Below are 21,754 nucleotides of genomic sequence, written 5' to 3'. Positions count from 1 at the left end.
CGATGCGGCTGAAACGTTACCGGCCGCCCCCCTGCCAGCGCAGGGCCAGGCCGAAGGTGGATGTCTGATATTGGTTGCAACGCCGATCGGCAACCTGGCCGATATCAGCGAACGCGCGATCGAGGCGCTGAACACCGTGGACGCGATCCTCTGCGAGGACACGCGCGTCACGGCAAAGCTCCTGCTTTCGCGCAATATTGCCACACCGACCCGAACGCTGCACGACCATAACGAGCAGGACCGTACTCCGTTCCTGATCGAAAAGCTGCAGGACGGCGCGCGCTATGCGGTCGTCTCCGACGCGGGCACACCTCTGGTCTCCGATCCCGGATACCGGCTGGTCCGCGCCGCCATCGCTGCCGGCATCCACGTCACAGCCATTCCCGGCCCGAACGCCGTCGTCACGGCCCTGACGCTGTCGGGCCTGCCGCCCCTGCCCTTCATGTTCCTGGGCTTTCCCGCCCCCCGAAGCGAAGCCCGCAAGACCGGTTTCGCCACCCTGCGCGCCGCCGAACAGGCCGGACTGCATTCCACACTGATCTGGTACGAAGCCCCGCACCGGCTGATCGAAACACTGGAAGACCTGATCGATGTCTTCGGTCCGGACCGCGAAGCCGCAGTCGGCCGCGAACTCACCAAACGCTTCGAAGAAATGGTGCGCGGCACACTGACAGAGGTTCTGGAGCATTTCCGCACAACCGCACCACGCGGCGAAATCACGCTCCTGATCGGCCCCTCTGCCGAAGATGACAGTGGCGCCGCCGATCTGGACACGCATCTGCGCGAGGCCCTGACGACCCATTCGGTCAAGGATGCCGCCGCTCTCGTGGCGGGAATCGTGAAGCTGCCCAAACGCACGGTCTATGCCCGGGCGCTGGAACTTTCACGCGCACTGAAGGACTGAAGATTCAGTCTGCCTTGGGGAGTACGAACAGGAACTGAGGCACGGTCCCGCCCAGACGCACATCGGACAGGGCAATCGTGGTCGTGCGCCCCTGCGCATCCACGACCGTCCAGCCCAGAAGCCCGAGCGGCGCATCGGACAGAACCAGCGTCAGGGTGCCTTCCCCGGCACTCTGCGTCCGCACCACCTGCACCCGGATCTGTCCGTTGCTGTGCTCGAAGCCTGTCACCGTCACATCGCCCGACAGCTTGAGTTTTGGACGCAGCAGAAGCCCGAGCGGCGTGCGGTCCAGCGGAATGGTCGTGACCTGATCGACGCTGCGATCCTGAAACACCACGCGCCCGTCATTGGCGACCAGCAGCAGCGGACTCGGCTTATCGTAATCGAAACGCATCCGACCCGGCCGGTCGAGCGTCGCCGTCCCGACTGTCGTGCTGCCATCCGCCGCCGTCTGACGAAACCGCGCCTGAAGCGTCGTGACCTGCCCCAGAGTGTCCTCGATCCGTGAAATCCAGCCCTGATCCGCAGGACGGAGCTGGGCGGGAGTCGCCTGCGCAAACGCCATGGATGGCAGTGTAACGGGCAGCAGCGCCACCAGAGCGGCAGCGCGGAAAAAAGAACGGTTCATCATGTCTCAGGAACTGCCAATCAGCACACCGGTTGCAAAAACGAGCGCCCCGCCGAGGAAGACCTGCACCATGGCCGAGCCAAACGGCGTGTCCTGATACCGCCAGCGTACCCAGGAAATCAGCAGAAGCTCGATGGCCACGGCAATGATTGCAACACCAAAGGCAAGACGGAAATCCGGCACGAGGAATGGCAGCGTGTGCCCGATCCCGCCCCCGAAGGTCATGGCCCCACAGATCAGGCCACGCAGCAGCGGAGCACCACGCCCGGACAGCTTGCCATCATCCGCCAGCGCTTCCGCCAGTCCCATGGAAATCCCGGCCCCCAGCGAGGCCGCAAGCCCGACCAGAAAAGCCGCATGCGGGCTATGCGTTGCAAACGCCGCCGCAAAGACAGGTGCCAGCGTCGAAACCGAGCCGTCCATGAGTCCGACCAGCCCAGGCTGCACGACCCGCAGGACGAAATCCCGGCGACTGTGCTCATCCTCGCGGTCACGGGTGTTATCATTCAGATGCGCGTCTTCGAGGCGCCGTGCCTCACGCTGGTGCCGGTCTTCTTCGGTCGCCAGATCGCCTAGCAGCTTGCGGATTTCCGCATCATTGGTCTGCCCTGCGGCCTGACGATAAAACCGTGCCGCCTGCCGCTCCATATCGGCCGCCTGCGCCCGGATCGCCTCGATCCCGCGATTCTGCATTTGCCAGGCCGATTTGCGGGACGGAAATCCCTGCACATCCTGTCGCCGAACCAGCGGGATATGATTACCAAACCGCCGGACGAACAGATCGATCAACGCCCGGCGATGATGGTTTTCCTCTTCCGCCATGTCCTGAAAAATGGCGGCACTGTCGGGATAATCTTCCGCCAGCATCTGGCCGAAATCCGCGTAAATATGACCATCCTCCTCCTCGCTGGCGATGGCCAGCGCAAGGATTTCGCGTTCGGTCAGATCGGAAAGTTTCGTCACGTAGGCAGCAGATCCCGTCTCGTAAAATCAGATGGCGGCTTCGGTAAAGAGCGGTTTCACGCTCTGGCCCCAGGCGCCGTTATACAGATCCAGCCAGTATTGTGCCTGATTCGGTCCGCCATCAGCAATCAGATGCAGCGGATCAAGATAGCCGGCCTCGTTGCGCACACGGGCCCGCAGGCCCTGCTCGGCCAGTTGGACAACACGCTTGGCAAATGGTTTCAGACCGCCCGGGAACGCGGCATCCAGCCCCAGACGCGGCACCTCGGCCCGAAGCTGCTGATATACGCTCCAAGGCTGTTCACGTACCAGTTTTTCTGCCGCTTCCAGCGTGGCCGGATCGTAAAGCAGGCCGACCCACAGAGCCGACTGCGCCACCATCATTTCCAGCTTTCCGGCATCGGCGCCACGCATTTCAAGAAACTGCTTGAGACGCACATCCGGAAACACCGTCGTCAGATGATCTTCGAAATCCCCGACCGTCGGCGTCAGGCCCTTTAGCGGTTCCTGAACATCGCCCGCCAGCCAGCGCCGGAAGGAACAGCCTGCAACGTCGATGTTCTTCCCGTCCCGTGAGACGAAATACATCGGCACGTCCAGCGCCCAGTCCACATACTGCTCGAAACCGAACCCGTCCTCGAAGAAGACCGAAGGCTGTCCCGAACGCTGGTTGTCCGTATCGGTCCAGATCCGTGCTCGGTTGGACAGAAGCCCATTGGCCTTGCCCTCGACAAAAGACGAGTTCGCGAACAGCGCGGTCGCGATAGGCTGGAGTGCAAGCGACACCCGCATCTTGCGCGCCATGTCGGCTTCATCGCTGAAATCGAGATTGACCTGAACCGTGCAGGTCCGCGTCATCATGTCGAGACCGAGCGAACCAACCTTCGGCATGTAGTTGCGCATGATCGCATAGCGGCTCTTGGGCATCCACGGCATGGCATCACGCGGCCAGAGCGGCTGAAAGCCGAATGGCAGAAAACCAAGTCCGAGTTCCGCAGCCGGACCACGGACCTGATCGAAATGTGCCTGCATTTCCGCTTCGGTTTCCTGAAGCGAGACAACCGGCGCGCCCGAAAGTTCGAACTGTCCGGCCGGCTCAAGCGAGATCGCCCGCCCGGTCTGTGCGTTCTGGCCCTTCAGCCCGATCAGGTTTTCACCATCCACGATCGGCGCCCAGTCCGGACCCTGAAGCTTCTCCAGCAATGCGCCGATTCCGCGCGGCTCGTAAGGCGGGGGCGACAGGGGTTCACGACCGTCAGCAGCGTGGGGAAGGACGAAACCGAATTTTTCATGTTCGGTGCCGATCTTCCATTCCGATTTCGGTTTGCAACCACGCGCGATAGCCTCGACGAGCTGCGCCCGGCTTTCGATCGACGCAGTATTGGACGTGCCGGGATTGGACATGGCGTTTGGCCTCGGTCTGAATTCGTTGTTCGACAATGATTGAACTGTAGCAGGTCCGTCGGTCCTGTCACCCTCACCGGCCGCCGGCAAGCGCCAGACGGGACAGTCCGGCGCAGACCGCCGTCTCTGCCCGAAGCACCAGCGGCCCGAGGCTGAGTGGATGAACGGCCTTATGGGAACGCAGGGTCTGGACCTCTGTTTCCGAAAATCCCCCTTCCGGCCCGATCAGCAGCGCCGCCGCCTCCGGCCGGGCCACTTCTCCCGGTCGCCGTTCCAGGGCCGCATAAAGCGCTTGGTCCTCGGGCCAGGCTGCCAGCACCACCTTCAGAGACTCCGGAGGCAGGATCTCCGGAATATCCAGCCGCTCGCACTGCTCGGCTGCTTCGGTCGCAATGACCGACAGTCGCTCCAGATTGAGGCGGTGGGTATTGGTCCGCTCCGTCACGACCGGACGGAAGCGCGTCACGCCAAGTTCGGTCCCCATGCGGATGACGAGTTCCGTCGCATCCCGCTTGAGCGGCGCAAACAGCAGTTCCACACCCTGCGTCGGCGCCGGAGGCCGTTCGCAACGCTGCAACACCACGCTTCCCCGGTCCTTTTTCAGGGCCGCGATCTCCGCCGCCCACTCCCCGTCGCGTTCATTGAACACACGGACGGCGCTGCCCACGCTTTGCCGCATGACGTTACCCAGATAATGCGCCTGCCCTGGTGGAAGCGGGATGGTCTGGCCTTCCGCGAAGGCTGTTTCAGACGCAGGGACGTAAAGACGGGGGTCGGATCGGCTCATCCTTTTCCGATAGCGCGCCTCGCCCATTGACGGAAGCATGTCCGCGCAGCATCACATCTCCCATGAGCCAGACCCGCGCCCATACCGATATCCAGCTGACCGGCCGCATCGCGCGCCTGCCCGAGCCATGGCGCTCCTACGCCCTGCTCGCCCGTCTCGACCGCCCGGTCGGAACGTGGCTCCTGTTCCTGCCCGGCGTGTGGGGCCTGTTCCTCGCACCCAACGCATCGCTTCAGACGCGCCTGATCGACACGGCCCTGTTCGCCTTCGGCTCGCTCGTCATGCGCTCGGCCGGCTGCGTCGTGAACGATATCTGGGACCGCGATATCGACGCCAAAGTCGCGCGCACCGCAGGCCGCCCGCTCGCCAGCGGCGCACTCTCCCTGAAACAGGGCCTGCTCCTGCTGGCCGTGCTGCTGCTGATCGGGCTGGGCGTGCTCGTCTGCCTGCCGCCCGTCTGCTGGGCGCTTGCGCCGCTCGCGCTCCTGCTCGTCGCCCTGTATCCGGCGGCCAAACGCGTCACATGGTGGCCGCAGCTGGTGATGGGCTTCACTTTCGGATTCGGCGCACCCATGGGATATGCCGCGGCCGCCGGAACACTGGATGGCAACGGCCTGCTGCTCTACGGCGCCGTCATTCTCTGGCAGCTCGGATTCGACACGATCTACGGCTTTCAGGACATGGACGATGACGCCCGCATCGGCGTCCGCTCCACCTCCCGCCTGATGGAAAAGAGCGCCCGCCCGTTCATAGCCACCTGCTACAGCCTCATGCTTCTGGCGCTGGCACTCGTCGCCATCCACGCACATCTGCACTGGACTTTCTGGCCGTTCCTTGCTGTCGCCACCGCTATGCTGCTCCAGCAGGTCCGCGTGCTGAACCCGTATGATGCCCCGGCCTGCCTCAGGGAGTTCCGCCGCAACGTGCCCATCGGATTTGTGCTCGCCACAGGATTCGTCGCTGCAAGATTTTTCGGATGAGCACGGCTCTGCACGATCCATCCGGCTTCATCTGCGCCAATACCATCGTCGCCCAGACCACGCTTGTGCCTGAAATTTCCCTGCATCTGGCGACCGAAATCACACCCATCTGGCAGGCCAGCGAAGCCTATCTCGAACAGATCGGTATCGAACCGCCCTTCTGGGCCTTCGCATGGCCCGGCAGCCAGCTCATCGCACGCTTTATTCTCGACAATCCTGAATACGTCCGCGGACGCCGCGTGCTGGATGTGGCCTGTGGATGCGGTCTCGCCGCCATTGCCGCTGCCCAATCCGGGGCCTCCGATGTGCAGGCCAACGACATCGATCCCATGGCGCTCGAAGCCACGGTTCTGAACGCGCATCTCAACAGCGTGACCATCGCCCCCATCCCCGGAGATCTGATCGGAACGCTCCCGGACTGCGACCTGCTGGTCATCGGAGACGTCTGTTACAACGAAGCCATGGCCGCGCGGATCGTGCCCTGGTTGCTGGAATGTTCGAAAACCTGCGAAGTCTGGCTCTGCGATCCGGGCCGACACTATGCTCCGTCAATGCCGCTCGAAGTCCTAACGCGCCAGACTGTTCCCGTCACGCAGGAACTGGAAAGCGCGGATCAGCGCGCCACCACCCTTTTCAGGCTGCGAGATATTTCCGCCCCAGACTGAGTGCCGATCCCGTCAGCGCCGCAACCATCGCAGCGCCCAGGCAGATGAAGGCCGGATGGGGAAAGACCGTGAACAGTCCGGCCACAAGCAGGGCTCCGGTCGTCTGACCTGCCAGACGCGCAACGGAGAGCATACCGCTTGCTCCGCCCTCACGCCCCGGAGGTGCAGTGACCATGATGGCGCGGTTATTGGGCGGCTGGAACAACCCGAACCCGCATCCGGCAAACAGCGTCCGCCAGGCAATGGCCCAGTTGCTGGCATCCGTCGGCAGGAACCACAGCAGGCAGAACCCGCTTGCCGTGATGGCCAGACCAATCGAGGACAGAACTGAGGCCGGGAAACGGTCTGCCAGACGGCTGACCACGAACGACATTGTCGCCACACCCACAGCCCAGGGCGCGATCAGAAGACCGATTGTCCCCGCACCACGATGGAATGCGGATGCCAGCGTGAACGGCATTGCCACGATATAAAGGTTAGAGGCCACGAAGCCCAGAAATCCGACCAGACAGGCCAGAAGAAACGGTCGTCGCGCCAGCAGATCAACCGGCACGATCGGCTCAAGCCTCTCGCGCTGGTAATGCAGGAGCATGGCCCAGCACAGCACGCCCGCAACTGTCACGACGCCGCCCGACAGGAAATCGGCGTGCATCAGCCCGTCCAGACCAACGCCGGTCAACGCAAATGAAGCGACTGTCAGCAGGGAGCCAACCATATCGGTCGGAATATCGCTCCGAGGCGTCTGCGGAAGTGCGGCATGGGCCAGAGCCAGCGCCGCAAGGGCCAGCGGCAGATTAATCCAGAAAATCCAGGGCCAGCTCGCCACGGACAGAATAAGCGATCCGAGAGATGGCCCAAGCGCCACGCCAAGACCCACGAACAGTCCGTTCAGGGCAATCCCCCGCCCCAGTTCCTTATGCGGGTAAATGAAACGGACGAGCGCGATATTCACACTCATGATACACGCCCCGCCAACCCCCTGCAGAGCGCGGGCCAGCGTCAGCTCCAGCAGGTTCTGTGACAGCGCACAGGCCACGGACGCGATCAGGAACAGAAAGATTCCAAGCTGGCTCAGTCGCGCAAACCCAACACGTGATCCAAGTGAAGCCAGCGGCAGCAGGCAGGACAGATTGGCCAGCTGATAGGCATTCACAACCCAGATGGCCCGCGAAGACGACGCGTGCAGATCCTGCGCAATCAGCGGCAGGGCCACATTGGCAATCGCATAATCCAGCACCGACAGAAGCAGGGCCAACAATACGGCCGACATCGCCTTGAAACGCTGGGCTCCGTACAGCCCGGCATGGCGTTTAGGATCGTATTCTTCTTGCGGACCGTCTTCCGTCGTAGCCGTCATCGTCTCAGCGCCCCAGATCACGCAGGCGGGTGCCTGCAAAAAGATTGGCCTCAAGCCTTTCGAGCGAGACGCCTTTCGTTTCCGGAACGAACCATAGGGTCACAAGAATGAAAAGGCCATTGAAGACGGCAAACATAAGGAACGTTGACGAGGCTCCCATCATTGCCATGCCGAGCGGAAACGTATTGGAAATGGCCCAGTTAGCCGCCCAGTTCGTCACCGTGGAACAGCCGATACCGAAATCCCGCCCGCGCGTTGGCTGCACTTCCGAACACAGCGTCCAGACCAGCGGCCCCTCACCAATGGCAAACCCCGCCACAAATAGGAGAACAAACCCGCAGAGTAACAGCTGGGAGGCAAAACTCGACGCCCCGATGGCCAGCAGCGTCCCGACCCCCGCCAGCGAAAACGCCGCAATCGCGCAGCTGAGGATCAGAAGTGGACGCCGCCCCCACCGATCCACACAGGCGATCGCCACACCTGTCAGCGCCATATTGGTCAGTCCTACAAGCGTCGTGGCCCAGATCGAGGCGTTCGTCCCGAAATGCGCTGCCTGAAAGACGCGCGGGGCATAATACAGAAGCGCATTGATCCCCGAGAGCTGCTGCATGATCTGAAGCAGCATTCCCAGAAAAACCGTCCGGCGGAAATTGGAATTGCTTTTGAAAAGTCCCACACCCGCATCGCTGCTCTTCTGCAGGCGCGACTGGATGTCGATCAGTTCGGCTTCCGCCACTTCTTCATCGGATCGCAGGCTCTGCAGCACCCGCCGCGCACGGTCCTTCTCACCACGCATCATAAGCCAGCGGGGGCTGTGCGGCAGGATCAGAACAATGCCGAGAAAACAGCTGGCTGGTACGGCCATGACCCCCAGCATCCAGCGCCAGTGCGCCCCCGGAGCCAGCAAGCTGTCAGAGACAAAAGCGAGGAAAATGCCAAGGGACACCATGAGCTGGTAAAACGAAATCATGGCGCCACGGACAGATTCAACCGTGATTTCAGAAATATAGAGGGGTGCAGCAAAGGCGGCCACACCAACCGCAAGCCCCAGGAAAAGCCGGCCTACGATCATGATCGTAGCACCCGGCGCCAGAGCGCAGAGCAGTGTCCCGATCAGGAAGAGGATCGCGGCCCCGAGCATGGCACCCGTACGGCCGAACCGGACAGAAATCCGCCCCGCAAACAGGGAACCCACCGTTGCCCCGGCCATCATCGAAGAGACAATCCAGCCCTGCAGGGCGTCACTGGCATGGAAATCGGTCGCAATGAAAGGCAATGCGCCGGCGACCACACCAGTATCAAGGCCGAACATCAGCCCGGCCAGTGCTGCCAGAATACCAAGGGTTGTCGCCCGTGCCGTGCTGCGGGTCTGCTCTGTGGACAGCTCCCCACTGGAAGACGAAGCAATCCCAACCATACCCGTAGTCACCCTCACCCGAAACACATTCCCCTCTTCATGGTGAGGGGGTACAGGACCAAACGTTCCGAAACCGGAAGCAGCTGGTCCTGTATTAATGATCGATCAGGGGTGTGGTCTATATCCAAACGAACAGAAAATCACTTTTCCGCGTAAGGATTTTTCGTTCCGCGAAGCTGCAGGCGCACCGGAACACCCGGCATGTCGAACGTTTCACGCAGCCCGTTGACCAGATACCGCTTGTAGGAATCAGGCAGCTGTTCCGCTCTGGTTCCGAACAGCAGGAATGTCGGCGGACGGGCTTTTACCTGTGTCATGTAACGCAGCTTGAGGCGACGACCATCCACAAGCGGCGGCTGATGGCGCTCAAGCGCATCCTCGAACCAGCGGTTCAACTCACCCGTTGAAACGCGGGAGTTCCAGATCTCATAGACGTCCCGCACGGCTGGCAGCAGACGGTGCACACCGGCTCCCGTCAGAGCCGAGAACGTCACGACCGGAATACCCCGCACCTGCGCGAGCGAGATTTCCAGACGATCCAGAATCGCCTTCTTCGTCGCGTTCCGGTCCTCGACCGCATCCCACTTGTTCAGCGCGATGACGCAGGCCCGGCCTTCACGCTCGATCAGACGGCCGATCTGAAGATCCTGCTCATGCACACCAAGCGTCGCATCGATCACCAGAACGACCACTTCCGCCATTTTCAGGGCTTCGATGGAGGCCGAGACGGACATCTTTTCAAGATGCTGTTCGACACGGGCGCGCTTGCGCATCCCCGCCGTATCAACCAGCCGGATCTCGCCATGCTCGTCATGCAGGGTGACCGCAATGGAATCGCGCGTCAGACCCGCCTCGGGGCCTGTAATCATCCGCTCCTCGCCCAGCAGACAGTTCAGCAGCGTGGACTTGCCCGCATTCGGACGACCAATGATGGCCAGACGCAGCGGACCAGCCGGACGCTCGTCCTCGCCGTCTTCACCTTCGGCTTTCGGAGCCTCACGACGACGGGTTTTTTCCGCAGGCGGCAGGCGCTCGGCAATTTCGCCCATAAGATCGGCAATGCCCTCGCCATGTTCGGCGGACAAGGCCAGTGGCGTTCCAAGCCCCAGTGAATAGGCTTCAAGAGCCGCATTCGTCCCAGCCTGCCCTTCCGCCTTATTGGCGATCAGCAGGACGGGCCGGTTCTGTCGACGCAGCCAGCTCGCAAAATGCGCATCCGCAGGCGTGATTCCCGAGCGTGCATCAATGCAGAACAGCACAAGATCCGCCATCGCAACAGCGGATTCGGAAGAGGCCCGCATCCGCCCGTACAGCGTATCCGGCGCCGCCTCTTCAAGACCGGCCGTATCGATCAGCCGGACACGGCGGCCGCGCAGAAGAGCCTCGCCCTCTTTGCGGTCGCGCGTGACGCCCGGCATGTCGGAGACGATCGCCTGACGGCGGCCGACAAGCCGGTTGAACAGAGTGGATTTCCCGACATTCGGGCGCCCGGCAATAACAACAACGGGCAGGTTCTCAGAGGTCATTCGTTCAGCCATAGGCCCGCAGAACGGCATCCTGCGACAGGGTCAGCACATGACCGTCACAGACGATCGGCTGAACCTGGCACGGGGCGACGGTCTTGCGGGTCAGTTCAAGTTTCCCGGTCACGGCATTCAGGACAGCCATGCCTTCTTTCGGAAAGGTGGAGAAGCAGATCAGCTTGCCGTTCACGAGAAGCGGGCCCACCCAGGCAATGGCGTCCTTTTCCGCATCTTCACGGATGAAGCGCCGCAGCTGGGTAATCCAGCGGACATGCCCGGACAGACGATCCAGACAGGCGATCTGCTGATCCGTGGACAGCACATACAGCCAGTCGCCACAGATCGCCATAGGGCTCTGTCCGCTGACTTCACGTTCCCACAGACGACGGCCCGACCGCATGTCGATCGCCACCAGCACGCGGGACATCGACACAGCGTAAGCCGTTCCGTCCATAATGACCGGCGCGCCCCGGATGCAGGAGAAATCGAGCATGGCGCCCATACCGTTGGAGCCGCCGAGACTGTCACTCCAGACCATCTCGCCCGACGCCGCACGCAGTGCCACCAGATCGCCGCTGCCAAAGCCTGCGAGAATGACACCATCCACGAAGGCCGGAGCAGACTGCCCGAAAATCACCGTGTCGGATGCAGTCGCCTGATACGTCCAGACCTGATGACCGCTATTGGCGTTCAGCGCGATCAGGCGCTCGTCGATCGTCCCGAAGACCATCAGGCCTTCCGCGATCGTCGGTGCCGAGCGGCCCGGCGTTCCCGTGCTGACACGCCATTTCACCTTGCCGGTCAGGGCCTCGACAGCAAGGGCCTGCGCCACGCCATCCACGATGTAGAGCGTGTCGCCGTCAAGAGCGAGACCGCCACCAATATTGGTCGAACGGCTTCTGGCCGTGGCAGGCTGAAGCGTCCAGACATGACGACGCTCCGGCCATGTCCAGGCCTTCACCACGCCCTGCGCGTCCGTCGTATAGATATGACCGTTGCCGATCACCGGTGGCGACTGGATGGCGCCACGGTTCGTCGGCATGATGGCGACCATCGACAGAAAGCTGGACGGATCGGTCTGCGCACCAACCGAATGGCTCCAGACCAGATCCGGGCCATTCCAGGCCGCATTCACGGCAACATGGGACGGGCTTCCACCTTCCTGCAGCCATTCGCGGACCGGCTGAACCGGACCCAGCGTGATTGGCGTGTGATCATCATGATCGACCGTCAGCCCCGCACCCGTGGAGAGGACATTCACACGATGTCCGGCCAGGGGGGGCTTCTTGTCATCTTCGAACAGGCTGCACCCGCCCAGAACGGCCAGGGCACTACCCGAGCAGGCGGTCCGCAGAAGACCACGGCGGCCCATGGGGCGGTTCATGGAAAGGGAAGAGCGGGAAAGAACAGGACGGCGCATCAACCGGCGTCTCCAAATGTCTCGAGCAGGGCCTGCGCACGTGCACGCACCCCTTCGGTCGCGTTTTCACTGCCAACGATCTGCGTCAGGATGCGCCGGGCTTCCTTCTGCTGATCAGCCGTCGCACCGGCACGCAGGTCCAGCGCAACAAGCCCTTCCTGAGCCAGCGATGCCCAGGCGCCTCCACCCTGCGCCAGAGCTTCATAGCCCGGACGAAGCGTTTTCGGATCGGCTGACGCGGTCCGGGCGTTCAGGCTCATGTAACGCGCCATGTCCCGCAGGGCCGGTTCGGCAGCGTTATCATCCGCAACACCCTGCCACGTCTTCAGCGCCGCGTCCGTCTGACCGGCCTGGCTCTGCAGATCGGCCAGACGCAGCGCTGCATAGGAGCGCACGCCTACGGGGCCATGTTCCGCCAGATCCTGGAAGGTCGCGGTGGCCTTCTGGGTGGCTGCGGCGTCATGCTTGGGGTCGGACAGAGCGGTCGTGGCGGTGAAATACCGCGCCGACGCCGCCTGCTGTGCTGCATGGCGGGCGTGACTGTTCCAGCCCCACACGCCACCCCCGATGGCTCCAATCACGGCCACGACACCCACCACGGCGCCAATGCGCCGTGCCATGGCCCGCAACCGCTGCGCCTGCATTTCTTCGTTCACCTGCGTGATGAAATCGTCTGCCACCTGGTCCCCTGCTGGATCGGTCTTCAAACTGTTTTGCCTGACCATACAGGTGCCGAACCGTCGCGGCAAACGCTTCACACGATCATTGAAGCGCCAAAGCGGACCGGAACTGTGAAAAACAGTACAGCCACAGAAAAACCGGCCGACATTCAGACTTCCTTAACAGCTCGGGAAGCATTCTGGACGCCATGAAAAAGCCCGTCCCGCTCCTGCTGCTTCCCCTGGTGTTCTGCGCGCTTGAAGGCTGCGCGCCGGACCGCATCGCGTCCGCCATCACGGGCAAGGACTGCAACACGGCCTATCTGTACGATGATGAAAGTTTCTGCGCCCGGCCGGTCGGGCCACCCCCGCCCCAGCCGTATTGCACAACAAGTTTCGAGGGCACGACCTGCTGGGCCCGCCCCGACCTCATGCCCAACGTCGCCCGACAGACCTATGGTGGCCCGACAACCCTGACCCCAGCCCAGAATCAGGAGCGCATGGGCCAGTAAAGATCACAGGCCGTACCATGAGGATACAGCCTGCAGGCGCTGACTGCTCAGTGATGGCCGAGTTTGCGTCCCGCAGCCGCCAGATTGGCAGACAGCGTCTGGAACGACGCTGCAATATGGGACTGCACAGCCGCGCTTCCCGCATGGACATGGGAAATCCGCGCACTCGCCTCCTGGCTGATGGCCGTTTCTTCCCGGTTGGCCTGAGCCGCAACACACGCATTGTAAACGCGGGCTGCTTTTTCATAAGCCGTCACGCGATCCACGCTTTCGTTATACTGCGCGACCGTCGCAGCCTTCACCGCAGGTGCCTGCGGCTCGGCACCACATTTTGAAGCAGTCCATGCCGCCTCGGCTGCACTGGCCGACCCGGCTCCGGCGATCCCTGCAAAAACCAGACCAAACAGCGCCGCCTTACGGATGGCGACAACGCAACGTCTCATACAGCTCCCTTTCCTGTTCGAAGCGTTGCGCGCCCTACGCCCAGATCAAGGCGCAAATTTGGCAGGCTCACCGGTCGGCCCACCGGAAACCTCATTGTCCTGCATCACGACCGCCCCACGAACGATCGTCGCCATGGGCCAACCCGTCACACGCGTTCCGTCAAACGGCGTCCAACCCGCCGGCGTGACGATCCAGTCATTGGTGATCTCGCGCTCGGCCTTCATGTCCACGAGCGTGAAATCGGCATCGAATCCGACAGCCATGCGCCCCTTTGTCTGCAATCCGTAAACCCGTGCCGGCCCTGCCGCCATCAGATCCACCAGACGCGCCAGCGACAGACGTCCCGCATTCACATGATCGAGCATGACTGGCACGATCGTCTGCGTCCCCGTCAGACCAGCCGGGCATTTCGGCCAGGGAAGCCGCTTGGCCTCAAGGGGATGCGGCGCATGATCGGACGAAACCACGTCCACCCGGCCATCCCGCACGGCCTGCCAGCTTGCTTCCCAGTGCGACCGGTCGCGCAGAGGCGGATTCATGACGGCCAGACCACCGAGCTTTTCGTAACATTCCGGCGCCACCTGCGTGAGATGGTTCACCAGAACCTCGACGGTGGAAATGTCGCGGTAATCCGCCAGATAGTCCAGTTCCTCAGCAGTCGAGACATGCAGGATATGCGCCGGACGGTTGGTCTTGCGCGCCAGAGCCATGATGCGCCTTGTGCCTAAGAACGCACATTCCACATCCCGCCAGACGCTATGCGTTTCGTAAGGCTGGCCTTCATGGAACATCGGCTTGCGAGCCTGAAGACGATATTCGTCCTCCGAATGATAGGCCACGCGACGATGCCCGGACCGCATGACTGCTTCGAGCCCGGCATCGTCCTCGATCATCAGATTGCCCGTGGACGAGCCGGCAAACACCTTCACCGCACACACACCCGGCTGCTGCTCGAGCATTGCCAGATCCGGTGTGTTCTCCCGCGTCGCGCCCACATAGATGCCGACATCCACATGCGCCGTCTTGCGGATATGATCGCGCTTCCAGTCGATCATCGTCACATCCGTCACACTCGGGGACGTGTTGGGCATGTCGAAAACCGTAGCGATACCGCCCAGCGCCGCAGCCCGCGTCCCGGTCTCCAGCGTCTCGACCTCGGGCTTGCCCGGATCGCGCAGATGAACATGCGCGTCAATCAGCCCGGGCAGAACATGCAGGCCACGCGCATCGATCACCCGGTCCGCCTCATCCGCCGATCCGACAGACAGCGACACCACTTTCCCGTTGCGTACGCCGATATCCGCTTTCGCCTCGCCCCAGGGAAAAACGCAGATTCCGCCGCGGATGATCAGATCGTAATGCATGTTCCGTCCTTGCAAATCAGTAAGACACTCAGGTCCAAAATCGTTCCGCTCATGAAGCGCGCGAGAGAGTTTCGAACGTATCCCCGTCCACGGGAACCCCTTCGATATGATGACGATGCCACAGCGCGAAAAACAGCAGCGTCCAGGCCTGACGCGCCACACCGCGCTGACTGGCCCGGGCGAAAAGACGCTCCACATCCGGCCCCGGCATCATGGCCCGGATACAGGGCTGACGCGCGACCAGAGGCCCAAGGCGCTGCGCCTGTTTTTCAATCCACGGCCCGACCGGCACGGTAAAGCCCTGCTTCGGCGCAAATGGACGCGCCTGCGGCAGCGCATCCTGAAGCCAGCGCCGCAAAAGCCACTTTCCGTAACCATCCCGCACCTTGAAGTGCTCCGGCAGCGGCCAGATCGCCTTGGCTACTACCGGGTCCAGCAGCGGCGTACGCCCCTCGACCGAATGCGCCATGAGGCACCGGTCCAGCTTGAGCAACAAATCGTTGGGCAGCCATTCCGCAATATCCAGCGCCTGAGCGCCTTCCAGTCCGGAGACCCCAAGGGCCAGTTCCGTCATTGCAATCCCGCACCGCCACTGCCGCCCGTGCTCTGCAAAACGCTTGCCGAACGTCCCGGACCGGTACGGCGCACGCCCGCCCTTCCACCAAGGCTTCATGACGCGCCGATAGCGGCCATAGCCTGCAAAAAGCTCGTCCCCGCCTTCACCGCTGAGAATAACGGTGACGTCTTTCCGCGCCTCACGCGCCAGAAACCATGTCGGGATGACAGCATAATCGGCGGCAGGATCATCCATGCACGCCACGATGGACGGCAGATCACGCCAGACCATGTCTTCCGTTACGGTCAGGACGTGATGCTCTGCCCCGACAGACGCCACCAGCGCGGCAGCATCAGCGGACTCATCCGCAGCCCCGGCATCAAAACGCGCCGTCCAGGTCCGCGGATGCGGCAGCCCCAGACGATGCGCCGCCGCCAGAATGACCGAACTGTCGATCCCGCCGGACAGGAACAGCCCGAGCGGCACATCCGCCCGCAGATGCGCCGACACGCTGTCGAGCAATGCCGTATTTAGCCGCGCCAGCGCCTGCTCGTCGCTCAGACGGGCCGGAACCGTATCCCGCGCTTCATGCAGAACATGCCGCCGACGCGATTCCACGATTCGCCCATCGACGATCCGCAGCGTCTCACCAGGCAAAAGCCGGCGAATGCCGTCGAAAATGATGTCCTGTCCCGTCGTGAACTGAAGCTGCATCAGTTCATCGCGCGCGCCATCCCGGATGCTGCGCTTGCCAAAACCGCCTGCCAGCAGCGCCTGCGGTTCGGACGCAAACGCGATGCCGCCCTCATAGGCCGCGATATAAAGCGGCTTGATGCCGAACGGATCACGCGACAGCACCATTTCATGCCGCCCATGCTCGTTCTCGACGATCGCAATGGCATACATGCCCCGCAGTTCATGCGTGTAGCCCGCACCATCATGCAGCCACAGATGCAAAGGCGGTTCGCAGTCGCTATGGGTCTGAAAACAGGTTTTGGGAAAGCGCCTGCGAATGGCCGGATCGTTATAGATTTCCCCGTTTGCAATCAAAGCCGCCGCGCCAAGCCTGAACGGCTGTGCTCCCCCGGCGATATCAACAATAGACAGCCGACGGTGACGCAACGCCGCACCACCCAGGTCCAGCCGCCCTTCCCCATCCGGCCCACGGTGGAAAATGGCCTGTGACATCCGCTCCAGCGCATCCTGATCCGGATGATGCCCCGGCAGGCAGGACAGACCCGCAATTCCACACATCAGGCCCGCACTCCGTCCAGAAAAGCCGACCATCGCGCCATGACAACGTCCTGGGCAAATTCCCGCTCGAACCGCGCACGCCCGTTTACGGAAAGGTTTTGCGCCACAGTCTCATCGTCCAGAACACTGCCGATCTGCGCCGCAAGATCGCGCTCGTTCTCGACCTCGGCCAGCAGACCGTCCTGCGTCCCTTCGAGGATTTCCTGCGGCCCCTGAATATTGCTCGCCACGACCGGCACCCCGGCCGACAATGCCTCGATCACGACATTGCCCAGCGGCTCGATCCGGGAGGGGCAGACCAGAACATCACACGCCCGCAACCAGGGCCCACTCTGCGCGATCCAGCCGGGAAGATGGACCCGATCCGCAACATTTTCCGCCTTTGCCAGTGCCTCAAGTGCAGAACGCTCCGGCCCCTCGCCCGCAATCACCAGATGCACGCCCGGCAGATGCTTCATTGCCCGGATCAGCACATCGAAGGCCTTGTTTTCATGCAGGCGCCCCAGAGCAAGGGCAAACGGTACGTCCGGCGGCAGGAACGCGGGCCGCTGTGGGGTTACGGACGAAAAATCCGTCGCGAAATTGGGCAGATGATGTACGCGGTCGGCCGCCCAGCCCTGCGCCCGCATCCAGTCTGCCAGGCCGCGCGTATTGCCGATCAGGTGATCGCAGCGGCGATAATTTGACAGATCGTAATACCCGCCCAGACGCCCGGCGATCTGCCACGGCCCGGACGGCACCAGCCGTGCAGCCCGACTCATCCACGCAACGACCACATCCGGCCTGAACGCTTTGAGACTGCGCCGCAGCCCCGGCGTGGTCCGCAGATCCAGCAGCCCGCCAAACCGGAAAGATTGCGTCTCGACGCCCGCTTCCTCAAGCCGTGCAACCCGGCCTTCATCCTGCCGGATCAGCGCCTGAACAGGACGTCCATCCCGCGTCTGGGCCATTGTCAGACGCTCGAAGAACAGCTCCGCGCCGCCCCTGGGAGCCCCAGCCATCACATGGGCCACACGACCCCGGTATCCATTGGACGATGCAGACTTCATCTTTCTTCTATCGGCCATGACCGACAGGGCATCAAGTCAGTCCGAACGCCTGTCCGGAACACATACGTCTTTTTCACGCAGGATTTCTTTCGCGGCCTTCAGCACAGCTGCAACACCTAAGCCTTCGATGGGCGCATGACCCTCCGGCCCTGGCGCCTCCACGAACCGCGCAAGCCGCCCGGCCGGCGCATATTCCGAGGCTCGCGACGGCCCGAACAGACCCAGCGTCGGCGTCCCTGCAGCAGCAGCCAGATGCATCAGTCCGGAATCATTCCCCACGAACAGCGTACAGCGCTGAAGAAGTGCAGCCACCTCACCCAGCGATCTGTCGCCGCCAAGGTCCAGAGCCTCTGGCAATGCCTTCAGCACCGACTCCGCCCGTGTGCGCTCTCCCTCACCGGGGCCATAAAACACGACGGGACGCAGATTTTCCGCCCTTAGCGCCTGCGCCAGTTCCACAAACCGCTCGGGCGGCCAGATTTTCCCGTCCCAGTTCGCCGTCGGCCCCAGCGCCAGCCAGCGTCCCTCGGGCAAGGCCGCAACAGCCTCCGCCCGCTGCGCTTCCGAGATCCAGACACGCGGCATGGGCGTCCTGCGATATCCGAGTGCCTCTCCAAGCTGCTCAACCCGCCGACCCGGACGGCGCCCGCCACGCACGATGATCCGACGGCGCGCCCGCAATGTCAGTCCGATCAGCGAACCGCGCAGATCCACGACCATGAACCAGCGCGTCCGGCAGCAGGCGCGCCACAGGTCAATCCAGTGCCGGTCATGTCGGCGCTTTTCCATGGTGATGATGCGCTCGCAACGCGGATCAGCCTCGAAAAGCCCCGCCGCCACCGGACCACAGACCACCGTGAACATCGCCGCCGGATAACGCTTCTGCAACGCCTCCAGCACACCGGTGGAAATAACCGCATCGCCCAGGCGGTTGGACGTGATGAACAGGATCCGCATCATTCGCGAAGCCAGACCGCATCCTTGATGGTGCTGACGAACGCCTCATGCGCCTGAAGCTCTTCCGCAGTCGGCGGCGCCATTTTGCGCGGCTTGCGGTTGGCGAGCGCATTGATCCCGTCCGTCATGCTGCGACTGCGGGACCGCCCTGCCAGCCCCAGCCCGCGCTGACGCCCGCCCATCAGTTCAACATAGACCTCAGCCAGAAGCTTGCAGTCCAGCAGCGCGTTATGGGTGCCACGCTGCGACAGATCGATGCCAAAGCGCCGGCACAGCGCATCAAGACTGGCGGGCAGACCGGGATATTTCTTCCGCGCCATTTCCACCGTGTCGATGGCCCGGCTGGCGTAATCGAGCGGCTCGCGACCGCAGGCCTTCAACTCGGCATTGACGAATTTGAAATCGAACCGGGCATTATGCGCGATCATCGGACTGCCCCCGATGAACTCCAGAAACCCGTCCGCAACCTCGGAAAATATCGGCTTTCCTTCCAGATCCTCGATCCGGAACCCGTGCACCTTGGTCGCCTCGGCCGGAATATCGCGCTCGGGATGGATCAGGACGTGATAGGCCTCCCCCGTTGGCAGATCGTCGATCAGTTCGAGGGCCGCGATCTCGATGATGCGGTCGCCCATATCCGGATCGAAGCCCGTGGTTTCCGTATCGAACAGGATGGATCGTTTCATGACGCCTCACGAAGCCGGTGCAACAGGGCATGGACCTGCCTGACGGCCTGCCCACGCGACAGGCCGGTTCGTATCACGATGTCGGCCCGGCGTCTGCGCTCATGGTCGCTCATCTGGCGCGCCAGTAATCCTTTGGCATCCGCCACGCTCATACGCCCCCCACTACGACCGCGCTGCCGGATGCGGGACAGGCGCGTGCCCATCGGAGCTTCAGCCACCACCACAACATCACAGCGGCGGTCCTCGCCGATTTCCATGAGCAGCGGAATATCCAGCACGCAGAACGGTTCCTGCCGCGCCCGACACTGCTTCAGAAACCGCTCACGCTCGACGCGCACCAGCGGATGCATGATGGCTTCCAGACGCTTCAGCGCCTCGAGCCGCCCCCGCACAGCCTCACGAAGCGCCGCGCGATCCAGACGCCCCTCAACCACGGTTCCGGGAAATGCATGCCCGATCAGCGGCAGGGCTTTCCCCCGTTCGCCCTGAAGAGCACGGACACACGCATCCGCATCAAAAACCGGCACGCCCTCCCTGCGGAAAAGCGTGGCGACCGTACTTTTCCCGGCCGCCATACCCCCGGTCAGACCAATAATCTTCACGCGTCAGTGCGCAGGCTCGCCGCCAGCAGATCGAACGTCGTCCGGTCGGCCTGCGGATCAACGCCAAACCATGCCCGAAACCCGGCCCGCGCCTGATGAACCAGCATCCCCAGACCATCCACGGTTCGCAGCCCGCGCGCCTGAGCCGCCAGCAGAAGCGGCGTCTCGCGCGGCGTATAGACAATATCCGTCACGCACAGCCCCGGTGCGGCTTCACGAAGAGCCGCATCCCAGTCCAGACCAGCCTTGCCGCCCATGCCCATCGAAGTAGCATTCACCAGCAGCGAACAGCCCGAAAGCAGCAACGGCCATTCGTACCAGGCCACGGCCTCACCGCCGCCGAGTGCCTCAACCAGTGCTTCCGCCCGTTCCAGGGTCCGATTGGCAATCACGACCTCGCAGCCCCGGTCCAGAAGCGCTGCCGCCACGGCCCGCGCCGCACCACCCGCCCCCAGAACCATGGCACGACCGGCAATCGCCACGTCATGCGCACTCAGATTGTCGCAGAACCCCGTACCATCCGTGCAGTCACCGATGATCCGTCCTGCCACGAAACAGATGGTGTTCACTGCGCCTGCCCGCTTTGCAGTCGGAGTGAGTTCATCACAGGCCAGCATCGCCGCTTCCTTGTGCGGAATGGTGACATTCACCCCCTGAAAACCGGCAGCCGCCAATCCGCGCAACGCCTGATCGAACCCTTCCGGGCGCGTCGGCAGCGGAACATAAGCCCCGTTCACACCATTCACCCGGCACCAGTGATTGTGCATCAGCGGAGAACGGGAATGCTCCACTGGCCATCCCATGACGCCCGCGAGTTTCGTATGCCCGTCAATCATGCGCCCGCTCCTTCCGTCAGTCTCTCCCAGACTTTTGGCAGAAGTACCACCAGACGCTCGGCCCAGTCCCGCTGCCCGGCCTTTTCGACGATCAGATCCTGCCGGATCTCGATTTCAAGATAAGGCAACCCTGCTGCCTCGGCGTGGCGCGGCACCGTATAGTCGGACGTATCGGTCAGAACGTAGGGCTCATTATCCCCGACACACAGGCTCGTATCCTCACGCAGCAGATCCAGCGCAATGGCTGCCATGCGGCTGTCCTGATTATGCAAAATCCCGATCTGCCAGGGGCGATCCTGCCCGTTCATCTGCGGTGTGAAGCTGTGCAGCGCGATCAGCGCGGTCGGGCGCGGCCCGCGCTCCACCAGAACCTCGGCAATCGCATCGTGATAGGGATGCAGGATTTCCTGCTCCCGCCTCGCCCGGCACGTAGCCTGCGCTGCCTGATTGGCCGGCACAGGCGTTCCGTCACTCATGAGCGGCATGGAGGTCGGATGGCCCGGCGCGCGATTACAGTCAATCACAAGCCTGGAATAGACCTGCTCGATCAGCGCCGAACCCAGCTTCTCGTGCAGGATGCGCCCCACGCCCACAATGCCGATATCCCAGGCGATATGCCGTTCCCAGTCCTCGGACTGCACCCCCATGTCTCCCAGCGCATCCGGAACCGCCCGCCCGGCGTGGTCGCTCACGAACACGAACGGGGACGGCGTCTTTTCAGGAAAAAGAAGGAAGGGCGCCGGATCATGGGCGCCAAGAAGGGGAGCAGACATCAGGACTTCACACT

General features: G+C 62.8%; 22 protein-coding genes. 4 read left to right on the top strand and 18 right to left on the bottom strand.

The genetic code is table 11. The features are described from left to right. The first annotated feature begins 70 nt into the window (after positions 1-70). Entirely contained in the window at positions 71-904 is an 834-nt protein-coding gene (rsmI, locus tag GRO01_RS03325) for a 16S rRNA (cytidine(1402)-2'-O)-methyltransferase (RefSeq protein WP_062509414.1), read from the top strand. A gap of 4 nt (positions 905-908) precedes the next feature. Here rsmI and GRO01_RS03320 read toward each other — a convergent pair whose 3' ends face one another. The 4 genes from GRO01_RS03320 to GRO01_RS03305 all read right to left on the bottom strand — a co-directional run bounded on the left by GRO01_RS03320 (position 909) and on the right by GRO01_RS03305 (position 4,713). Then, on the bottom strand, positions 909-1,535 hold the full coding sequence (locus GRO01_RS03320; protein WP_062509294.1) for a LolA family protein: 627 nt from the start codon (positions 1,533-1,535) through the stop codon (positions 909-911). A gap of 3 nt (positions 1,536-1,538) precedes the next feature. Beyond that, positions 1,539-2,495 carry an iron exporter MbfA gene (gene mbfA / locus GRO01_RS03315; RefSeq protein WP_062509296.1) on the bottom strand — a complete coding sequence of 319 codons (957 nt, stop codon included), beginning with the start codon at positions 2,493-2,495 and terminating at the stop codon, positions 1,539-1,541. A 27-nt stretch (positions 2,496-2,522) separates the two neighbouring features. Then, a complete protein-coding gene (locus tag GRO01_RS03310) occupies positions 2,523-3,899 on the bottom strand; it encodes a glutamate--cysteine ligase (RefSeq protein ID WP_062509297.1) in 1,377 nt (458 codons plus the stop codon). Between the two features lie 73 nt (positions 3,900-3,972). Further along, complete coding sequence (locus GRO01_RS03305) at positions 3,973-4,713, bottom strand: 16S rRNA (uracil(1498)-N(3))-methyltransferase (RefSeq protein WP_062509298.1); 741 nt, start codon at positions 4,711-4,713, stop codon at positions 3,973-3,975. A gap of 35 nt (positions 4,714-4,748) precedes the next feature. Between GRO01_RS03305 and ubiA the strand changes: the two genes are divergently transcribed. After that, on the top strand, positions 4,749-5,666 hold the full coding sequence (gene ubiA, locus GRO01_RS03300; RefSeq protein ID WP_062509300.1) for a 4-hydroxybenzoate octaprenyltransferase: 918 nt from the start codon (positions 4,749-4,751) through the stop codon (positions 5,664-5,666). Then, a complete protein-coding gene (locus GRO01_RS03295) occupies positions 5,663-6,331 on the top strand; it encodes a class I SAM-dependent methyltransferase (RefSeq protein ID WP_062509302.1) in 669 nt (222 codons plus the stop codon). Before ubiA ends, GRO01_RS03295 begins: the two co-directional genes overlap by 4 nt. Here the strand turns inward: GRO01_RS03295 and GRO01_RS03290 are convergent. The 5 genes from GRO01_RS03290 to GRO01_RS03270 all read right to left on the bottom strand — a co-directional run bounded on the left by GRO01_RS03290 (position 6,300) and on the right by GRO01_RS03270 (position 12,728). Next, a complete protein-coding gene (locus tag GRO01_RS03290; RefSeq protein ID WP_062509416.1) occupies positions 6,300-7,688 on the bottom strand; it encodes an MFS transporter in 1,389 nt (462 codons plus the stop codon). The two genes, GRO01_RS03295 and GRO01_RS03290, sit on opposite strands and share 32 nt — an antisense overlap. Before the next feature lie 4 nt (positions 7,689-7,692). Next, positions 7,693-9,105, bottom strand: coding sequence for a sugar porter family MFS transporter (locus tag GRO01_RS03285; protein WP_062509304.1), 1,413 nt, complete (start codon positions 9,103-9,105; stop codon positions 7,693-7,695). A gap of 140 nt (positions 9,106-9,245) precedes the next feature. Beyond that, positions 9,246-10,631 carry a ribosome biogenesis GTPase Der gene (gene der / locus GRO01_RS03280; protein ID WP_083541366.1) on the bottom strand — a complete coding sequence of 462 codons (1,386 nt, stop codon included), beginning with the start codon at positions 10,629-10,631 and terminating at the stop codon, positions 9,246-9,248. A 4-nt stretch (positions 10,632-10,635) separates the two neighbouring features. Next, positions 10,636-12,048: a PQQ-binding-like beta-propeller repeat protein gene (locus tag GRO01_RS03275; protein ID WP_083541365.1), complete on the bottom strand. Its 1,413-nt coding sequence runs from the start codon at positions 12,046-12,048 to the stop codon at positions 10,636-10,638. Then, complete coding sequence (locus GRO01_RS03270) at positions 12,048-12,728, bottom strand: tetratricopeptide repeat protein (protein ID WP_231490286.1); 681 nt, start codon at positions 12,726-12,728, stop codon at positions 12,048-12,050. Before GRO01_RS03270 ends, GRO01_RS03275 begins: the two co-directional genes overlap by 1 nt. Before the next feature lie 188 nt (positions 12,729-12,916). Here GRO01_RS03270 and GRO01_RS03265 point away from each other — a divergent pair, with 188 nt between their 5' ends. Then, positions 12,917-13,219, top strand: coding sequence for a hypothetical protein (locus GRO01_RS03265; RefSeq protein WP_062509310.1), 303 nt, complete (start codon positions 12,917-12,919; stop codon positions 13,217-13,219). A gap of 47 nt (positions 13,220-13,266) precedes the next feature. Here GRO01_RS03265 and GRO01_RS03260 read toward each other — a convergent pair whose 3' ends face one another. From GRO01_RS03260 to GRO01_RS03220, 9 genes are read right to left on the bottom strand one after another with little or no spacing between them, the layout of a single operon-like run. Then, entirely contained in the window at positions 13,267-13,662 is a 396-nt protein-coding gene (locus tag GRO01_RS03260) for a hypothetical protein (RefSeq protein WP_062509312.1), read from the bottom strand. A gap of 45 nt (positions 13,663-13,707) precedes the next feature. Further along, positions 13,708-15,027 (bottom strand): dihydroorotase, encoded by a 1,320-nt coding sequence (locus tag GRO01_RS03255; protein WP_062509314.1) that lies wholly within the window; start codon positions 15,025-15,027, stop codon positions 13,708-13,710. A 49-nt stretch (positions 15,028-15,076) separates the two neighbouring features. Next, the gene (gene asnB / locus GRO01_RS03250; protein WP_062509420.1) at positions 15,077-16,837 is read right to left on the bottom strand and encodes an asparagine synthase (glutamine-hydrolyzing); all 1,761 of its coding nucleotides are present in this window, start codon (positions 16,835-16,837) and stop codon (positions 15,077-15,079) included. Continuing rightward, the gene (locus GRO01_RS03245; RefSeq protein WP_062509316.1) at positions 16,837-17,886 is read right to left on the bottom strand and encodes a glycosyltransferase; all 1,050 of its coding nucleotides are present in this window, start codon (positions 17,884-17,886) and stop codon (positions 16,837-16,839) included. The genes asnB and GRO01_RS03245 overlap by 1 nt, the downstream gene beginning before the upstream one ends. 36 nt (positions 17,887-17,922) lie before the next feature. Further along, positions 17,923-18,843, bottom strand: coding sequence for a glycosyltransferase family 9 protein (locus tag GRO01_RS03240; RefSeq protein ID WP_062509422.1), 921 nt, complete (start codon positions 18,841-18,843; stop codon positions 17,923-17,925). Then, a complete protein-coding gene (dnaQ, locus tag GRO01_RS03235; protein WP_062509318.1) occupies positions 18,843-19,529 on the bottom strand; it encodes a DNA polymerase III subunit epsilon in 687 nt (228 codons plus the stop codon). The genes GRO01_RS03240 and dnaQ overlap by 1 nt, the downstream gene beginning before the upstream one ends. After that, the gene (gene coaE / locus GRO01_RS03230; protein ID WP_062509320.1) at positions 19,526-20,131 is read right to left on the bottom strand and encodes a dephospho-CoA kinase; all 606 of its coding nucleotides are present in this window, start codon (positions 20,129-20,131) and stop codon (positions 19,526-19,528) included. The genes dnaQ and coaE overlap by 4 nt, the downstream gene beginning before the upstream one ends. Beyond that, complete coding sequence (locus tag GRO01_RS03225) at positions 20,128-20,967, bottom strand: shikimate dehydrogenase (protein WP_062509321.1); 840 nt, start codon at positions 20,965-20,967, stop codon at positions 20,128-20,130. The genes coaE and GRO01_RS03225 overlap by 4 nt, the downstream gene beginning before the upstream one ends. Next, positions 20,964-21,740 carry an N-formylglutamate amidohydrolase gene (locus GRO01_RS03220; protein ID WP_062509324.1) on the bottom strand — a complete coding sequence of 259 codons (777 nt, stop codon included), beginning with the start codon at positions 21,738-21,740 and terminating at the stop codon, positions 20,964-20,966. Before GRO01_RS03220 ends, GRO01_RS03225 begins: the two co-directional genes overlap by 4 nt. Positions 21,741-21,754 lie beyond the last annotated feature (14 nt).

It is taken from the genome of Gluconobacter roseus NBRC 3990, assembly GCF_006538885.1.
In the GTDB taxonomy this organism is placed as follows: Bacteria; Pseudomonadota; Alphaproteobacteria; order Acetobacterales; family Acetobacteraceae; genus Gluconobacter; species Gluconobacter roseus.
Note: the sequence above shows the minus strand (reverse complement) of the source record. Positions and strands in the feature narration are given on the sequence as shown.

Excerpts from the sequence above, each read along its gene's own strand:
- GRO01_RS03320 (WP_062509294.1), bottom strand. The coding sequence starts at position 1,535 with ATGATGAACCGTTCTTTTTTCCGCGCTGCCGCTCTGGTGGCGCTGCTG.
- GRO01_RS03310 (WP_062509297.1), bottom strand. The coding sequence starts at position 3,899 with ATGTCCAATCCCGGCACGTCCAATACTGCGTCGATCGAAAGCCGGGCG.
- GRO01_RS03305 (WP_062509298.1), bottom strand. The coding sequence starts at position 4,713 with ATGGGCGAGGCGCGCTATCGGAAAAGGATGAGCCGATCCGACCCCCGT.
- ubiA (WP_062509300.1), top strand. The coding sequence starts at position 4,749 with ATGAGCCAGACCCGCGCCCATACCGATATCCAGCTGACCGGCCGCATC.
- GRO01_RS03295 (WP_062509302.1), top strand. The coding sequence starts at position 5,663 with ATGAGCACGGCTCTGCACGATCCATCCGGCTTCATCTGCGCCAATACC.
- GRO01_RS03290 (WP_062509416.1), bottom strand. The coding sequence starts at position 7,688 with ATGACGGCTACGACGGAAGACGGTCCGCAAGAAGAATACGATCCTAAA.
- GRO01_RS03285 (WP_062509304.1), bottom strand. The coding sequence starts at position 9,105 with ATGGTTGGGATTGCTTCGTCTTCCAGTGGGGAGCTGTCCACAGAGCAG.
- der (WP_083541366.1), bottom strand. The coding sequence starts at position 10,631 with ATGACCTCTGAGAACCTGCCCGTTGTTGTTATTGCCGGGCGCCCGAAT.
- GRO01_RS03275 (WP_083541365.1), bottom strand. The coding sequence starts at position 12,048 with ATGCGCCGTCCTGTTCTTTCCCGCTCTTCCCTTTCCATGAACCGCCCC.
- GRO01_RS03265 (WP_062509310.1), top strand. The coding sequence starts at position 12,917 with ATGAAAAAGCCCGTCCCGCTCCTGCTGCTTCCCCTGGTGTTCTGCGCG.
- GRO01_RS03260 (WP_062509312.1), bottom strand. The coding sequence starts at position 13,662 with ATGAGACGTTGCGTTGTCGCCATCCGTAAGGCGGCGCTGTTTGGTCTG.
- GRO01_RS03255 (WP_062509314.1), bottom strand. The coding sequence starts at position 15,027 with ATGCATTACGATCTGATCATCCGCGGCGGAATCTGCGTTTTTCCCTGG.
- asnB (WP_062509420.1), bottom strand. The coding sequence starts at position 16,837 with ATGTGTGGAATTGCGGGTCTGTCCTGCCTGCCGGGGCATCATCCGGAT.
- GRO01_RS03245 (WP_062509316.1), bottom strand. The coding sequence starts at position 17,886 with ATGAAGTCTGCATCGTCCAATGGATACCGGGGTCGTGTGGCCCATGTG.
- GRO01_RS03240 (WP_062509422.1), bottom strand. The coding sequence starts at position 18,843 with ATGCGGATCCTGTTCATCACGTCCAACCGCCTGGGCGATGCGGTTATT.
- dnaQ (WP_062509318.1), bottom strand. The coding sequence starts at position 19,529 with ATGAAACGATCCATCCTGTTCGATACGGAAACCACGGGCTTCGATCCG.
- GRO01_RS03225 (WP_062509321.1), bottom strand. The coding sequence starts at position 20,967 with ATGATTGACGGGCATACGAAACTCGCGGGCGTCATGGGATGGCCAGTG.
- GRO01_RS03220 (WP_062509324.1), bottom strand. The coding sequence starts at position 21,740 with ATGTCTGCTCCCCTTCTTGGCGCCCATGATCCGGCGCCCTTCCTTCTT.